Raw genomic sequence first — 16,172 nt, forward strand, 5'->3', positions numbered from 1 at the left:
ATGATAGGGTAGATTACGAATCCCACTGCATGTTATTCTATTAATATTTTAGACCTCAAAATGTCTTACTGGATTCCTGCTTTCGCAGGGATGACATCTAAGGCTATTTATTGCAAGAAAAATCATGCAAATCACCGGAAAATGAAATCTCCCAGCCTACCTCCTCGCTATGATTAGGACCGCTTATACTATTATATTTAACTAAATTCTGAATAGAAGTACCGTAATTTTGTGAAATTTTTGATAAAGTATCTCCTAATTTTACTGTATGCTTACCTTTACTTTATTCCCTGGATAAATCTTATCAGGATTAGCTTTAAATTGTTCATTACTTGGAATAGTTAGCAATTGATTAACTGTTAGCCCATTTTTTGTAGCAATATGTGATAAAGTGTCTCATGATTTCACTGTATAAACTTTAGCGGTGCGATTTGGCATATTAACTCCTAAGATTATTTTTGATAGCTTAAAAAAGCTATCAATCTTTTGTTTAGCAATCAAGAGTAAAATAGTTATAGTAGTTTTAACTATTGCTAAAAATCATTATTTCAGCTATTTTAAAGCTATTTCTTTAAATCAAATTATTATGTCGCAAAAATTAGGTTTCTGGGCGGTTTTTGCCTTAGTAACCGGCAGTCAAATCGGTACTAGCGTTTTTATATTACCGCTAAGTTTAGCACCGTTCGGTATATATAGCGTTTGGGGCTGGGTACTTTCATTATTCGGTGCTATGAGTATAGCCCTTGTATTCTCATCCTTATGTGCAAAATTTCCTAAAACAGGCGGTCCTCATGTTTATGTACGAGAGAGTTTTGGGGATAAAATAGCTTTCTTCACCGGTTTCACTTATTGGGTTATATCGTTTGTCAGTACAAGTATAGTTGTCATTTCGGCGATAGGTTATCTAACGCCTTTTTTTCAATCACAAGCGATTTTGGATTTAATATTACAGATAATATTATTAACTGCTATTACAATTTTAAATTTAAAAGGTCCTAAAGTAGCAGGAAAAGGAGAGTTTTATTTAACTCTCTTAAAATTTGTTCCGCTGCTTGTAGTAGGTTTAGCTGCATTATCTCATTTTAATATAGATAATATAGTTATTGCTAAGGAAGTAGAGAATTTAAGTATTACGACTATTATGGGAAGAGTTGCACTGCTTACTTTTTGGGGATTTATTGGGGTAGAGTGTGCAACTACCACGGCAGGAGCGGTAAAAGATCCGGCAAAGACTATTCCAAGAGCCATAATAGTTGGCACTTTTTGCGTAGCGGTGTTATATATTATTAATAGTATAGGTATAATGGGATTAATCCCTGCTTCTGAACTTATTAATTCTAAAGCTCCTTATGCCGATGCCGCTGCATTATTGTTCGGTGGTAAATGGGCAAGCGTAATTGCAGTTATAGCCTCGATTATATGTATAGGTACGCTCAACGCTTGGGTGCTGACTAGCGGACAGATTGCTCTAGGACTTGCAGAAGACGGGTTATTGCTGAAATTTTTTGCTAAGAAAAATAGCAATAACGCCCCAACTTACGGAATTATTGTAAGCTGCCTTGGCATTGTGCCATTATTAGTCTTTACGTCAAATGATAATTTTGCCGAGCAGATTACGCAAATAATAGATTTTTCGGTAATAGCATTTTTGTTTGTTTATTTAATTTGTAGCTTAGCTTTCTTAAAGGTAATTCTTAGTTCAAAAGAAAATTTTTCTTATTATTATTTACTTATAGCCCTAATATCGATTATCTTTTGTGCATGGATTATCTATGAAACACCTGTTAAAACTCTAATTATAGCTTGTTCTTTTACTATAGCAGGTGTTCCTTTATATTATGGGTGGTATAGAGGGAGGAATAGAACCAAATTGTAGCCTATGTCATACCGTGGCTTGACCACGGTATCCATTGAGTATTTTTTTAGATACCGCGATTAAGTCGCGGTATGACAGGTAGTGAATATGACAAAAACCCGCATTAATCTACTTAGAAGCTTATTCACAGAATATGATATAGACAGTTATATAATTACGTCTAACGATAAATATATGAGCGAATATGTACCTGAGTATGCCAAAAGGCTTGAATATATAACAGGTTTTACCGGTTCAAACGGTATAGTTATTATCTGTAAAGATATAGCATTATTCTTTACCGACGGGCGTTATTTAGAGCAAGCACATAAAGAGCTGGATTTAGAGCTTTTTAAGATTTTTGACTTAAAAGATATATCCACAACCTTAAATCAAGATACCAAAATAGGATATGATCCTCAATTATTTACTTGTCCAGCTATATCAAATTTAAAGCTCAATTTTCAGAAGATTAACGGAAATTTAGTTGATAAAATTTGGCATAATCAGCCATCAGAGCCAAACTCTAAAGTTTATTTACATGATATTAAATTTGCGGGTGTTAGTCATAATGATAAAATAAATAAATGTCGTAAAACCTTATTGTCATCCCGCGGCTTGACTTCGGGATCCAGTAATTATAATGAACAATATGCTCTAATCATTCTCGACAGCTCCTCCATATGTTGGTTACTAAATTTGCGGGCTAGTGACGTTGCTTATACACCTTTAATGTTTGCAAAAGTAATCGTTACGTCTACAAAATTATATCTATTTATTGATCTCGTAAGAATTGATGCCGCAATTATTAATGCACGTCCTGAAATAACAATTTTACCGGAAGAAGAATTTGAAAATATTTTAAAGGGTCATGACAATATTTTTATTGATGATACTATAGCCTCTGTTCATATAATGGACTTAATAGCTGATAAAAAAGTACAAAAAATTACCGATCCATGCTTAACGCTTAAAGCTTGTAAGAACGATGTAGAAATTAAGCATGCAATCGATTTTCATATTAAAGATGCAGTAGCTTTATGTGAGTTTTTTGCTGATTTTTCTCAATGTCATATCCGTGAAAACGGGGATCCAGAAAAACATAATATGGATTCCAGCTTTCGCGGGAATGACATATGGGATAATGAGAATGACGAATTGAACGAGTATTCCCTCGGTTTAAAACTTACAGAGTATCGAGCTAAACAAGAGGGCTATGTTTCAGATAGTTTTCCTGCTATTTGCGGATTTCAGGAGAATAGTGCCATTATTCATTATAGAGCTGTTCTGGAAAATGCTAAAAAAATTATAGGGCAGGGGATATTACTGATAGATTCCGGCGGTCAATATAGTGGTGCTACTACCGATATAACAAGGACAATCATGATAGGTACACCGACTGATGAGCAGAAAAAGCGTTATACACAAGTACTTAAAGGACATATTGCTTTAGCTAACGCCAAATTCCCAAAACATATCATCGTAGGAGCTAATCTTGATATACTAGCTCGGCAATATTTATGGCAAGAAATGCTAGATTATCCACACGGTACAGGGCATGGAGTAGGGAGCTTCTTGACTGTTCATGAAGGACCCCAAAGCATAAATCTTCGTAATAGAACCGTACTTCAAAAAGGTATGATTCTATCTAACGAACCTGGTTTTTATATTTCTGGAAAATACGGAATTAGAATAGAAAATTTAATGTATGTAAAAGAAAATAGCGGATGGCTTGAATTTGAAACCTTAAGCCTAGTACCTTATGATAGTAAATTGATTGATACGAAACTACTTAATATTGATGAAATAAATTATATTAAGGAATACTATAACAAAATTAGAGCTAAAATTTATGATTTATTATCTCCGCACGCGAGGGGTTGGCTTAACAATGAAATAAATTTATTTTTACAATAATGATTGTAATTGACGCTCCCGCTATTTATTGGTATAAAGTCTATACATTCTAATTTATACATTGGGACGTCGCCAAGTGGTAAGGCAACGGTTTTTGGTATCGTCATTCGGAGGTTCGAATCCTCCCGTCCCAGCCATTCGTCAATTTTCAATATTTCTCTGAGCATAATCTATTAAATGTTCTATAATCTATATTATGGAAAATAAATGATATATTTATGGTGCATTCGATTGGATTTGAACCAACGACCTTTGCCTTCGGAGGGCAATGCTCTATCCAGCTGAGCTACGAATGCAAATGTTGTCATTGTTAATGTTGTCATTAGATTGCGAAATAACAACGATTAATACGATTAATAAGAACGGTCTAAAATAAATCTAATAATCGAAAACAAATAATCTTTATAGATATTCTGAACCGGAATTTTATTTAATAATTTATTTATTTCATTTTCTAAGTTACTCAAATAATTAATTGTTTCATTGTAGATTTTATGCTTTACCATTAAGTCACGTATTTGCATAAACTCATCATTAGTACGCTTATCGCATTTAATTATATTTTCAAGCCAAAGATGCTTATCTTGCTCTAGCTTATTATATAAAAAAATCAGTGGTAACGTAACTTTTCCTTCTAAGAAATCATCGCCGATATTTTTGCCTACCTGTTTATCATTACCCAAATAATCAAGTAGATCATCTATAACCTGAAATATCGTTCCGAGTAATTTCCCAAAGTCCCGCATATCTTTAGAAATATGGTCTACCTGCTCTGCTATAATAGCTCCAACTTCACAAGAAGCACCAAATAACTCAGCAGTTTTAGACTTAACTATTTGGCGATACTCTTCTATAGTTATAATACGTCGCTCATTGAGCTTAACTAGCTGTATTACCTCCCCTTCGGAAATAATTGCTGAAGCTTTAGCTAGAACATTCATAGCTTTAATAGAGCCGGAAGCTACCATTAACTTAAAAGACTGACTAAATAGGAAATCACCGACTAAAATACTTGTTTTACTTCCCCAAATAACGTTAGCCGTAGGTTTGAATCTTCTTAAAGTGCTGTCGTCTACCACATCATCATGAAGCAATGTAGCGGTGTGAATGAATTCAACGGCACTTGCGAGCTTTATATGATTATCGCCTTTATAATCAAATATTTTAGCGGTTATTATAGTTAAAAGCGGACGAATTCTTTTACCGCCCGCCTCTAGTAAAGATTTACCGACCTTTTCTATTAACTCTTCATCACTTTTTAAACAGCTAATGATTAAATCGTTTAACTTAGTTACTTCATCTTTTAAATCTTGCTGTATTTTTACTATAATATTCATGGTATTTTTTTTCATTGCTAGAGTCCTGTTAGTGTCATACTGCGGCTTGACCGCGGTATCCAGAAAGTACTAATAGACCCTGTGATCAAGTCACGGGGTAACAATCTCAGGCAACATACATTCCTCTAATATTTTTTGATTAACACTCGGAATTAACTCCATAATTTTTTCTTTTACGTTTTCTCCGGGTTTCACTTTTTTTACTGCTGCTTGGTATAAAGATAAATAATATAAAGGTATAAGTTTATTTATATTATCTATAGTACCTATTTTAGCTTTGTTTAAATCGGATAAATCAAACTCATACTCAATGCTAGCGTCAATTAAATTAGATGAATTCGGGTGATCGGAAATGGTTTTTAAAAATGATTTTAGAGCATCTCCGTATACTTCTTTGCTCTCGTTGGATAAGTTTTTAAAATCACCTACCCCATATACATATAGACTTAAAACATCTATTATTTTAGAGTAATCATTAATTACTATCGTACCTTTACTGTAAGAATCTTTAAGAGCATTTACTATAGTTTCATTTGTTATATTAAATCCTGATGCGTTTGAATATAGACTTAAAGCATTTATCTGTGCTCTAGTTAATTGATTTAATTCAGTAACTAAATTAATATTTAAATTGAAATTATATTGCCTATCTTCAAAAATATTAAATTGTTTACTATTATTTAAAATATAGCTTAGTTCATTATTAAAATCTTTATATAGATTATTATCGGAAAGTTTAAACAGATAGGTTTGCCTATCGTAATATTTCTTTATAAATTCTAAAGAACCTATTATAAAACCAGGTTTTAGCTTAAATTGCGAATCTACCAAAAGATCAATATTATTATTGCCGAAATCGTTTAACTTACCTTTATATAGTAAATTAATATTATTTTCAAAGTTATTACTATTTATTTTTGCATTAGTAACTTCAATTGTTAAATCTTTAGCAATATCTTTAAAATGTAAACTACCAGTACTAATCAAGAAATTACCGGAAAATTTGAAGTTATTATTCCAAGCTGGTCTATATAATAATAAGCCGGCAGGTATTATTCTATCTTCAAGGTTACTTTTTACTATTTCGGTTTCATAATAAATTTCTAATTTTTGCGGTATATTATCAAGGAAATCTTGTTTACTTGTATAATACTTACTTTTGTCAAATAACATAGTAAGCATAGTATGATCTTCTTCATATAATTTTTGATTATCGACTAAGTCAAAAATGTCTGTTTTACTGGAAGTAAACTCAATATTTTCTATTAAATTTATAATTTCAAATAAATCTTTTTTTGATCGTACTATTTCAAATAATTTAAAATTTAACGGTATTTTTGTTGACAATATACAGTTCTCATTATAGAATCTTACTCCGAAACCTCTTTGAACCGGCTTAAATTTTCCTAATGCTTCTCCGGAAAAATTTATAAATAATTTCTGCTTAAGTAAATCATAACCAATATTTATCGGTGTAGTAAATTCAATTGCTCTATTAATACTCTCTTCTTGCCAATTAACTACTGAAATACCCCATTTAAAAGGAAAACCATAGGGCTGAACTTTAGAAAATTTAATAAGATATTGCTGATTAGGATTATTATTAGCCTCTTCTATATTAAGGTTAGTATCGGCATATTTTTGATTTATGGAGTGTGATAAAGAGAACATAATAGTAAACCACAGACCACTATATGCGAGTATAATAAAGATAGTTATAAATAATATTATTTTAAGAATTTTTTTCATTTTTTTAGGTATGTTTATATATATGTCATCCCTGCAAAAGCCTTTTTAGGCATTGCCTGCATGGATCAAAAACCTACGCGAGAATGACATGGCTGCCCTGCAACAAAACCCTTTCGCAGGAATGACATATATCTTCTACTTACACAGCTCTATATATTCCTTATTCAATTTTATAACGTTCCAAATCCATAAACTCATTATAACTATAAAAATTACCAATAAATATATTATAATAGAATCAAAGGTAGCAGTCGGAATAATAATAAATATCAAAGACTGGATAAATGCTCCAAGCGATTTACCGAATTTAGTACCTATTACCTCTACGGCAGCTTTTCCCTTAGTTCTAAGCTCTAAGGATAAGGGGATATACGCCATTTCTTTTGTTGAATCGAATAATGAATATTTGGACGATTTACTAAGTATGTTCTGAATTGCTCCAACAATAATCGCTGCATATAGAAGATTAAAATCACCGAAACATGCTCCTATTTCTTCAATAAAAATTATAAAAATAAAAAACATCAAGCCGGTAATAGACAACATAATAGGGGTTAATAATGCAGAAATGAGCCAACCGAGTCTTCTAAGAATATTGCTGCCTATTATCATGAAGGTAACGCATGATATCCCCATCCAAATATTAAACCTGCCCATAAAGTTAACATAGTCTATAGTGTTTGGGTATAATTCTTTTATTTTTGCTTTCCAAGGTCCTTCGACTATATTTATTAATAATCCATAACAAATTATTAGTAAAGCAATACGACCTATATCTTTTGAGTGAATTACTAATTTGATACTTTCAATTACCGAAAGTTTTGTTTTCGTTTTAGCCGTAACTTTTTTTGTATCTAAAACATTTATGGAATCCGTTAAAATAAATCTATTTATTATTCTAAATAGAAGCATAGCCATTATTCCTGCAGTAACAATAATTGACATGAGTGGCTGAAGCATTATAGCATTTCCGGCAGATGCATTAAAAAAATCTGGTAATAATTCTGAATCAATGACATCCTGCCCACTTGAGAACAAGACAAGTACGCTGCCTGCTATTATAAGACCGATATTGCCGACCATGCCAAGAACTGGATAGAATCTTTTAGCTTTAGAAGTATCAAAAATGTGATTGGCAAACTGCCAAAACATTAAGTTTATGACTACTGCACTCCATAATTCCGAGAAAATATACATCAATGCATAACTCCATTTATTACCTATTTTAATGAACCATTTAAAATTAGGGTATGAAGCCATTAAATGATTTATCATTTCATCGTTAGGATGATAAATATCTTGATTGGGATAAATAATATAGGCAAATAATAAGAAAAATAGTAAAAAACTGCCGACTATAATGTAGAAAATATATTCAAAATTTAATTTATTACTAAGCTTAACATAAAGTACGGTAAAAATTACGCAGGAGGGTAATACTAACCATAATTTTAAGAAACTAATAATTTCAGCCCCCATAGAAGGTACTACTAAACTATCTTTGATAGATCTTAAAGCCCCAAAATTAAAAAGGATACATAACATCATTAAAGCCATAGGTATAAATAGCTTTAATTCTTGCCTTTCTATAGGCCAAATTATTTCTTTAACTTTTTCAAAGAAAACTTTATGCGGTGACATTTTTATTGTAACCTTACATATTAAAGTTAAATTTTAAATATCTTAAGTGCTAAAGTCAATTCAAATAATTAATTTATACTACTCCAAGGTGTTATGTCTCTATATCGCCAGTAGTATTTTGTCATTTTATCTAATTTGTCCTGATTTGTCTTCCATAGTTCATGCTTATCGGTAGTCCATGGCTTAGGTCCTGCATAGTGTAAAATGAAGTAAGAAAAATAAGGGCTTTGATTCTCAAAATATGTCAAAAAGTTCCATCTCATTGACAAAGGATAAATGTAATCATGAAAAGCTATATTGAACACATCTTGATCAGGAAACAAAAAGTCACATTCTGATTTTTTTATAGTTTCTAATATCATAGATTCAGTTTGTTTTTCTCGCATATTTTTTAAGTTTAAAAATACTACCCCGCTATTTTTGTAAGAATGAGCCATATTCCCTTTACATTCTTTTATCAATTTATGATTACAATATGTAATACCTGTATCTATGCTACCTGCGGCAATATAATTACTCATATCTATTTTTTTAAGAGCATTCAAATCATGCAACACTACAATATCCGCATCAAGATATAATATAGAGTCTAGATGAGGAAAGATTTGATCAAAATATAACCTATATATTACTAAACTAGGCCAATTATCCGAAAATTTTATTTTCTTATCAGTTAAAACTTGATTTAATATATTTTCAGGAAAAGTAGTAAAGTCTATAGAATAATCTCTGAGATATTTCATGGAAGCTAATTTTTCCATTGATTCTTGACTAATAGGGTCATTAGAATCCATAACAACATGAAATCTATAGAAACTATCTAAATCGCTATTCAGTAAACTAGAGGCTATTACTGCACCGGCATGAATAGCAAATTGATCATTAATAGTTAATGCTATATCGAGTATGTTATTTTGCCTTATACCAGTTAACTTAATTACATTTTGTATTGCTTCTATGGCAAGCTTATAATCAGTTTGTATAGTTTTTTCATTAAAAGATGACCTGCCTAGTAAATGAATTAAGCTAAGCCTATATAAACATCTAGCAGTAAGTTCCGGTATATTAAGAGAGATTAAACTATTTAAAAAAGGAATCTCATCGACTGTATAACCGCTATAATATTTTAGGAAATCATCATCATTTTTTATTTCTAATATTTCTTTTACTTCCCCTTCGTGACCTAAAATAATGAGTTTAGCTAAATTAACCGCAGCTTTTTTAGTATAGAAAGTATCTAAACCGTAACTACCGTTTTTAATCGCTTTATATTGCTGGACTAAAGTAGCATTGTTGTCTAGATAAAGACGTAGTAAGCAATCATAACCCTTTGCTACCTCTAAACGCATCATTCCGTCTTCTACTTGAAAAGAGCAAATTTTTTCTAATCTTGCTTTATCTCTTGAGTTTAAAGATTCACTATCTTCTAATTGTTCAAGTGCTAGATCAAAATTTAATTGATCTTCACGTATGGTACTATAGAACTTTTTATAACTATAAGTCCTAATATCCATAATACAACTTGTATTTTTATGCATTCTGTAATTACTTATGAAAAAAGTAGCAATAACTATTATCATTAGAAAAATACAAAAGGATAATATTAAATTCGTACGAGACATTATATATTTATAAAAAATTAATGTACAGATTTTAACAATTAATAACAAAAAGAACAATATGAGATTGCCACGTCGTTGCTAGTGCAACTCCTCACAATGATGGTGATTTGATAAAAAATTAAAAGCAAAAGTTTGGTCCGGCATCTTGCAGTTTGTTTTTAAACATATTTACGCACGAGATTTATTAAAGAGATGGCAAGAAGTAGCTGATCTTTTACCTGAATTTATTAAAATGAATATTGGTATAGATTATATAGAGCTATTTTGTCCTACACCTTGAATAAGATTAAGGACAATGATAAAATAGAAATAGAAAAAATGCTTAAATCGCATTTAAACCCTGAAGTAGGAGGAAAACTTATGAATAGCTTAGCTCATAGCTGGAAACACGAAAGTATTGAAGAAGGTAGAAAAATAAAGAGAAAATTATTATAGCTAAAAAGATGCTATCTATAAAAGAGCCTATAAATAAGATTATAAACTTTGCAGGTTTAAAAAAAAAGAAGAAATTGAGAAATTAAAATAACATAATTACATTACATGCTGCAAATAAACAGAATAATCACATTTTTGTATAGCTACAGGTATATATAAAATTCATGTCAAATAACTCTCGTTCATGTATTATTTGGTTGTTTGGACTTATTAGCGGTTTTAATCTAATGATTACCAGTAATACTTTAAATTATTGGCTTGCTAAAGAAGATATAGCACTGCAAACAATCGGTATATTATCATTCATAACGCTTCCCTACTCTATTAATTTCTTGTTAGCACCGATTTTTGATGCAGTGCAAATTAAATATTTAAACAAAATATTTGGTCATAGATTATCTTGGATTTGCTTAACTAGTACTGCGTTAATATTTCTTATATATATTTTCAGCTTTCTAGATCCTCGTACTAATCTAGTATTATTTACCTTTATGGCTTTAATTATTTCTTGTTTTAGTGCTGCCCAAGATACTATATTAAGTGCTTTAAGAACGGAAATAGTACCTAAAGAATCGCTTGGGTTTACTTCAGGAATATATATATTCGGTTATCGGGTCGGTATGCTTTTAGCCGGTTCCGGAGCTATTTATTTATCTATTTATTTTACATTTAATGAAATATATAAAATCTTTACCGGCTTAGTATGTATTTATTTAATTTTATTGATTGTAGCTGCTAGATATACTAATTCTTTTGGTCTCGTTGAAGAAACAATATGTCATTCCTGCGGAAGCGGGAATCCAGAAAACAACGAAAATAAGAATGAATTTTTTATAAAACGTTATTATTCTAATTTCTTAAAGGTCTTTCTGGATTCCCGCTTCCGCGGGAATGACATCAGCCGCGCATACTTCATTATTCTTATATTAATTTTCCTAGTATTATATAGATTACCGGATAACTTAATCAATGTTATGATTAATCCGTTTTTGCTTCATCTTGAGTATGATGCTTTTGAAATAGCAAGTGTTGGAAAGTTTTGGGGTGTTGTAGGAGCTATAATCGGCGGACTACTCGGCGGCTTTATTATGAAACATAAAAATATATTAAATAGTATATTTTTATTTGGGATTATTCATGCTGTAGGACATATTTTATTTATTTTTCTTGAAATAAACGGTAAAAATTCTTTGTTATTATTTATCACGATAGGAATAGAAAGTATTACCGGTGGTATGACGATGACTGCTTATATAGTTTTTATTTCTTCGCTATGCCAAGGTAAATTTCGAGCTACTCAATATTCTTGTCTTTCATCGATGATGGGAATTTCACGCTCAATTTTTCCTATAATTTCAGGCTATATGGTAGTAAATTTCGGTTGGCAAAATTTCTTTTTATTTACTACAATTATTACTATCCCATCTTTATTAATATTATTAAAGATAAAAACTAAATTACAATAATGAATGATATATTAAGTGCTTTTTTACATGGTATTGTTTTAGCTCTTGTTTTATATTTAATCAAGGAGCAAAATAGCCAAAGTGTAGTAAGGCTTCACCTAGCATAATTGCAGCCTCAATATGTGATATTATCCTTATATATGTATGGCAGTTCTGGGGATATCTTTGTTAATTCTTGAAATTTCTTGGTTAAAATTATCTATATTTATTGTTGGATTTATTTTCTTAATTTATATGGGATATAATACTTGGAATCAGCCGCTTACAATGAATTCTGGGGCTTTTTCAGCTAAAAAACAAATTTTATATGCTATATCGGTGTCAATATTAAATCCGCATGCAATTATGGATACGATTATAGTAATAGGTACTAGTGCTTTAAAGTATAACGGTATTGCAAAAATTATGTTTACCTTAACTTGTATATTTATATCTTTAATATCAGAAAGCTAAATAAAAGTAGTACGATTTTAACTATAATTAATAAGATCGCTGCTATTATTATTTGGGCAGTTGCTTTTTATATTGGAGTACAAATATTGTATGAAATCGGTTTTATTAACTAGAAATATTGAAGAAAATAATGAAACTATAAAAGAAATAAGTAAATATAATTTAGATTTACGTTATATTCATTGTCCTTTAATTAAATATGAAATTCTAGATTTTAATTATTATATTTTAGATAATTACTCAAATATAATAATTACTAGTAAATACTCAGCAAATATCTTAGTCGGTTATAACTTAAAACAAGATATTTGGGTAGTAGGTAGTAAGTCAAAACGATTATTAGGCAAGAAAGTAATTTATACTGCTAAAAACGTGGAAGATTTGATTAAGCATTTTCCTCCTGATTTATATGAGCAGACTATATATTTATCTTCAAATGAAATTACTAAAGATTTACCTAATAAAATAGCTAGACATATCATTTATAATGTAGAATATTTGAATGAGCTGCCCATATCTATTATAAAAAAGTTAGAAAAAAATATTGATTTTATATTACTTTATTCTCAGAATAGTGCTAAGACTTTTATAAGATTATTACTTCAAAATAATTTACTAGAATACTTACAAGATAGCCTAGTTGTAGCCATAAGTTTGAAAGTAGCAAATATAGTTAGACCTTTTATAAAAAATGTGGTTTATTGTGATGACCATAACCCTAATTATATAATCAAGTTATTATCTGAAAATGCAAAAATTCGATAGTTTATTTAAAAGCAAAAACATCTTTTGTATAGCAATAGTAATATTTGTCTTATCTTCTTTTACTTTTTATCATAATAGAGCCGATATTTTCAAATTGTTTAAAAGTGAAAATAAAGATTTAAGCCAAATTCCTGATCAAGCAGTAAAAAATAAAGAAAATACTACCTTAGAAGAAAAGGAAGCAGCCCATCTATTATCTACTAAGTCGCTTTTAAATTACGTAAGTTCTTTAAAGTTTCCTGAAGCACCGGAACCGGGTTCCTCGGTCAAGCTACGGGATCATAATTTAGAAGCTCCTATTAAATCATGTTCAGTGGATTATATTAATTACTTATTAAATATAAATCTGTTAGTATATAATTTCATGCAGGATAAAGACTATAGTAAGGAGTTAAGAATAGTAAAATCCCGCCTACTGCCTCAAGATATAAGAAATATTTTAAATAACTTAGAAGCATATAATAATAAGTATCTTTTTGCTAAATCAAGTAGTACGGAAGTAGTTTTTCCTACCAACCATAAGTGGCTGGAGAAATTTATCAAAATTGAGAAAAAACCTTCTGCTATGATGATAAAAGAACAAGATAAAATTCTAATTTTAGAGAAATTAAACTATCTAATCAATTTTCTTTATTCAGAAAAATTTATGCAGGAGTGTGTAAATAAAGATGTTTAGGTTATTATTAATATGTGCTACTTTTTTACTGCTTTATTTAGGGTTTACTTTAATAGAGAGCTTTGATTCCAAAGTTTTTATTAGTTTATATGATTATAATATTGAGACTACCTTGTTCTTTAGTCTTATTTTATGGCTTTTATTACTAATTTCTTGTTTTATTGTAATTAGGTTTTTAATATTAATTATCGCTTTACCGTCTACAATACATAATATTTTTAATAAACGAAAAATTAATCATGAGAGATATGCTTTAATTTTAGCTTTTGCCGAGTATATTATGAATAATAAAGCTAAATCTGCTTCAATTGCTCGCAACAATTTATCTTCTGAAGATTTAAAAGATTCTCAAGAATCCCATAATTTAATCTTAGCCGTAACTGAAGAGGATATAGATAGAAAAATTTCCTATTTTCAAAAACTTATTACATCTAAAGAATTTGTTTTTTACGGTAGCAAAAACCTAGCAAAACTTTATTATGATAAATCTTTGTATGAGAAAGCAGAAAATTACGCAACAAAGGCTTATAATTTTAATGAACTTGATAGTGACAATTTAATTACTTTAATGCGTTGTTATGCTAGACTTTCTCTATGGACAAAATTTATTTTTATAACAAACAAGCTCGCAAAATTTCATAAACATGATTCTATGCCGGAAATTGCTGAGTATTATTTATTAGCAGCAAAGCAAGAAGTAGAAAGTAATAATACGGCTAATGCTATAGATTATTTAGAAACAGCTATAGATTTAAATTTTTATAACGATGAATTACTAGAATGTTACTTTAATTTAAATGATAAGCTTAATGTTAATAAAAAGACCAAAATATTAAAAGATGCTTTTCGTATTATCCCCTCTTTAAAATTAGTGCAGCTATTTAAAAACTTTACTTCTCTATCAGATAGGCAAATTTACGAAGAATTAACTAGGGAGTTAGATGCTACAAAAGATGAAATATTAATTTTGGCAATAGAAGCTTATTTAGAATTATAGGTGTTGTTGTATCATGTCATTCCTGCGAAAGCAGGAATCCAGAAAAAAATAGTCTTAGATTCCCGCTTTCGTGGGAATGACATAAAACGAGCCATGCAACGAAGCACTTCACTACGGCATTGTTGCATGGCTCGAAAAACCTGCTGGGCGTCACCCCGTGGCCAAGCCACGGGATGACCAAGGTGAAATTGATCAACGTGGGCAACGCCTACTCGTAATGACGGATAAGATAAAACCTAATATAAAAATAGTTTCTTTTGGCTCTTACTAATTGCTTTATTTACATTGTTATTATAGTGATGATAATTAGATTGGATCGTTATTAAATAATCATTTATTGCTTTAGAAAATTCTTCAGTTTTATAACGAAAGAAATGGTCCGCCCCATTGATAATTTTATAATCAACTTTAATATGGGATTGTTGCTTAGATAATCTATTTGCTAGGTCTTTTACATCATCTGCCGATACTATACTATCATTATCTCCCTGTAATATAAACCCTGGAATAGGACAAGGTGAAAGGAATGAGAAATCATATTTATGAATTGTATTAACCGGCGGCGAAATAGCAATAAAGTGATTTATTTCCGGACGTCTCATTACAAGCTGCATAGCTATCCACGCTCCGAAAGAAAAGCCTAATATCAGGTTGGACTTAGCATTTGGGTTATTCTGCTGTAACCAGTCGATGGCTGCCCCAGCATCAACAACTTCACCGACTCCATTATCAAATTTACCTTGCGATCCCCCTACTCCTCTAAAATTAATACGTAAGACGGTATAACCGTTATCTGCTAAAATTTTATAGGCATTATAAACTACTTTATTATTCATATTACCCTCATATAAAGGATGAGGATGAAGAATTAATGCAATAGGGGCATTAGGTGCGGTAGCTTTTGCATATCTGCCTTCAATCCGTCCTTCCGGACCGTTAAAATAAATTTGCGGCATAATTATTCATAATATTTAATTTGTTCGATATGATATTTTACCACTTTTTCTTATTAGTGCAACTATTCTTATATTTTAAAACACTATCGCTAAATAATCGATTGTATTGACGCATGCTGCCATATATACTAAAATAGCGGATAATAATAACTGAATGGAGCTATATTATTATGAATCATACGCGTCAAGTTAAGGGATGTTTATAAGTTTAAGAGAAGATAAAGTAGATTTTTTTGTTTTCCTATATTTATCTTTTAAGCAAAAACTTACCCAAGCTATTCGTAAATTTTTAAAGAAGTTTTT

The 16,172-nt window shown here is 30.3% G+C and carries 12 protein-coding genes, 2 tRNA genes and 3 pseudogenes; 11 read left to right on the forward strand and 6 right to left on the reverse strand.

The genetic code is table 11. The features are described from left to right. The first annotated feature begins 586 nt into the window (after positions 1-586). The 3 genes from ACKTSD_RS03845 (at position 587) to ACKTSD_RS03860 (ending at position 3,909) form a co-directional block, all read left to right on the forward strand. Positions 587-1,876 (forward strand): amino acid permease, encoded by a 1,290-nt coding sequence (locus ACKTSD_RS03845; RefSeq protein ID WP_412708096.1) that lies wholly within the window; start codon positions 587-589, stop codon positions 1,874-1,876. Between the two features lie 87 nt (positions 1,877-1,963). After that, the gene (locus tag ACKTSD_RS03855) at positions 1,964-3,772 is read left to right on the forward strand and encodes an aminopeptidase P family protein (protein ID WP_412708085.1); all 1,809 of its coding nucleotides are present in this window, start codon (positions 1,964-1,966) and stop codon (positions 3,770-3,772) included. A gap of 62 nt (positions 3,773-3,834) precedes the next feature. Further along, positions 3,835-3,909: transfer RNA gene (locus ACKTSD_RS03860), tRNA-Gln, on the forward strand. A gap of 82 nt (positions 3,910-3,991) precedes the next feature. Here the strand turns inward: ACKTSD_RS03860 and ACKTSD_RS03865 are convergent. From ACKTSD_RS03865 to ACKTSD_RS03885, 5 genes are all read right to left on the reverse strand, one after another. Beyond that, a tRNA-Arg gene (locus tag ACKTSD_RS03865) sits at positions 3,992-4,068 on the reverse strand. A 57-nt stretch (positions 4,069-4,125) separates the two neighbouring features. Next, on the reverse strand, positions 4,126-5,109 hold the full coding sequence (locus ACKTSD_RS03870; RefSeq protein ID WP_412708097.1) for a polyprenyl synthetase family protein: 984 nt from the start codon (positions 5,107-5,109) through the stop codon (positions 4,126-4,128). Positions 5,110-5,199: 90 nt separating this feature from the next. Continuing rightward, on the reverse strand, positions 5,200-6,858 hold the full coding sequence (locus tag ACKTSD_RS03875; protein WP_412708086.1) for a hypothetical protein: 1,659 nt from the start codon (positions 6,856-6,858) through the stop codon (positions 5,200-5,202). 135 nt (positions 6,859-6,993) lie between these two features. Then, positions 6,994-8,499 carry a nucleotide exchange transporter Tlc3 gene (tlc3, locus tag ACKTSD_RS03880; RefSeq protein WP_412708087.1) on the reverse strand — a complete coding sequence of 502 codons (1,506 nt, stop codon included), beginning with the start codon at positions 8,497-8,499 and terminating at the stop codon, positions 6,994-6,996. 68 nt (positions 8,500-8,567) lie between these two features. Next, positions 8,568-10,037, reverse strand: coding sequence for a glycosyltransferase family 8 protein (locus ACKTSD_RS03885; protein ID WP_412708088.1), 1,470 nt, complete (start codon positions 10,035-10,037; stop codon positions 8,568-8,570). A gap of 229 nt (positions 10,038-10,266) precedes the next feature. Here ACKTSD_RS03885 and ACKTSD_RS03890 point away from each other — a divergent pair, with 229 nt between their 5' ends. The 8 genes and pseudogenes from ACKTSD_RS03890 (at position 10,267) to ACKTSD_RS03925 (ending at position 14,913) form a co-directional block, all read left to right on the forward strand. After that, a complete protein-coding gene (locus ACKTSD_RS03890) occupies positions 10,267-10,401 on the forward strand; it encodes a hypothetical protein (RefSeq protein ID WP_412708089.1) in 135 nt (44 codons plus the stop codon). Continuing rightward, positions 10,398-10,556: a hypothetical protein gene (locus ACKTSD_RS03895; RefSeq protein WP_412708090.1), complete on the forward strand. Its 159-nt coding sequence runs from the start codon at positions 10,398-10,400 to the stop codon at positions 10,554-10,556. The genes ACKTSD_RS03890 and ACKTSD_RS03895 overlap by 4 nt, the downstream gene beginning before the upstream one ends. A gap of 164 nt (positions 10,557-10,720) precedes the next feature. After that, positions 10,721-12,022, forward strand: a complete 1,302-nt coding sequence (locus ACKTSD_RS03900) for an AmpG family muropeptide MFS transporter (protein ID WP_412708091.1) — start codon at positions 10,721-10,723, stop codon at positions 12,020-12,022. Continuing rightward, positions 12,019-12,588 (forward strand): annotated as a pseudogene (locus ACKTSD_RS03905) (LysE/ArgO family amino acid transporter). Before ACKTSD_RS03900 ends, ACKTSD_RS03905 begins: the two are co-directional and overlap by 4 nt. Next, positions 12,566-13,240, forward strand: coding sequence for a uroporphyrinogen-III synthase (locus ACKTSD_RS03910; RefSeq protein WP_412708092.1), 675 nt, complete (start codon positions 12,566-12,568; stop codon positions 13,238-13,240). The pseudogene ACKTSD_RS03905 and the gene ACKTSD_RS03910 overlap by 23 nt, the downstream one beginning before the upstream one ends. Then, positions 13,224-13,487: pseudogene (locus tag ACKTSD_RS03915) on the forward strand (hypothetical protein); the annotation flags it as partial. The gene ACKTSD_RS03910 and the pseudogene ACKTSD_RS03915, both read left to right, overlap by 17 nt. Before the next feature lie 63 nt (positions 13,488-13,550). After that, positions 13,551-13,916, forward strand: a pseudogene (locus ACKTSD_RS03920) (hypothetical protein); the annotation flags it as partial. Then, the gene (locus tag ACKTSD_RS03925; protein ID WP_412708093.1) at positions 13,909-14,913 is read left to right on the forward strand and encodes a tetratricopeptide repeat protein; all 1,005 of its coding nucleotides are present in this window, start codon (positions 13,909-13,911) and stop codon (positions 14,911-14,913) included. The pseudogene ACKTSD_RS03920 and the gene ACKTSD_RS03925, both read left to right, overlap by 8 nt. A gap of 236 nt (positions 14,914-15,149) precedes the next feature. Here the strand turns inward: ACKTSD_RS03925 and ACKTSD_RS03930 are convergent, their stop codons facing one another. Beyond that, positions 15,150-15,869, reverse strand: coding sequence for an alpha/beta hydrolase (locus ACKTSD_RS03930; RefSeq protein WP_412708094.1), 720 nt, complete (start codon positions 15,867-15,869; stop codon positions 15,150-15,152). Positions 15,870-16,172: the final 303 nt, after the last annotated feature.

Source organism: Candidatus Rickettsia kedanie, assembly GCF_045865205.1.
GTDB classification, from domain to species: Bacteria; Pseudomonadota; Alphaproteobacteria; order Rickettsiales; family Rickettsiaceae; genus Rickettsia; species Rickettsia australis.

Coding starts and splice junctions, on each gene's coding strand:
- ACKTSD_RS03845 (WP_412708096.1), top strand. CDS start 587: ATGTCGCAAAAATTAGGTTTCTGGGCGGTTTTTGCCTTAGTAACCGGC.
- ACKTSD_RS03855 (WP_412708085.1), top strand. CDS start 1,964: ATGACAAAAACCCGCATTAATCTACTTAGAAGCTTATTCACAGAATAT.
- ACKTSD_RS03870 (WP_412708097.1), bottom strand. CDS start 5,109: ATGAATATTATAGTAAAAATACAGCAAGATTTAAAAGATGAAGTAACT.
- ACKTSD_RS03875 (WP_412708086.1), bottom strand. CDS start 6,858: ATGAAAAAAATTCTTAAAATAATATTATTTATAACTATCTTTATTATA.
- tlc3 (WP_412708087.1), bottom strand. CDS start 8,499: ATGTCACCGCATAAAGTTTTCTTTGAAAAAGTTAAAGAAATAATTTGG.
- ACKTSD_RS03885 (WP_412708088.1), bottom strand. CDS start 10,037: ATGCATAAAAATACAAGTTGTATTATGGATATTAGGACTTATAGTTAT.
- ACKTSD_RS03900 (WP_412708091.1), top strand. CDS start 10,721: ATGTCAAATAACTCTCGTTCATGTATTATTTGGTTGTTTGGACTTATT.
- ACKTSD_RS03910 (WP_412708092.1), top strand. CDS start 12,566: ATGAAATCGGTTTTATTAACTAGAAATATTGAAGAAAATAATGAAACT.
- ACKTSD_RS03925 (WP_412708093.1), top strand. CDS start 13,909: ATGTTTAGGTTATTATTAATATGTGCTACTTTTTTACTGCTTTATTTA.
- ACKTSD_RS03930 (WP_412708094.1), bottom strand. CDS start 15,869: ATGCCGCAAATTTATTTTAACGGTCCGGAAGGACGGATTGAAGGCAGA.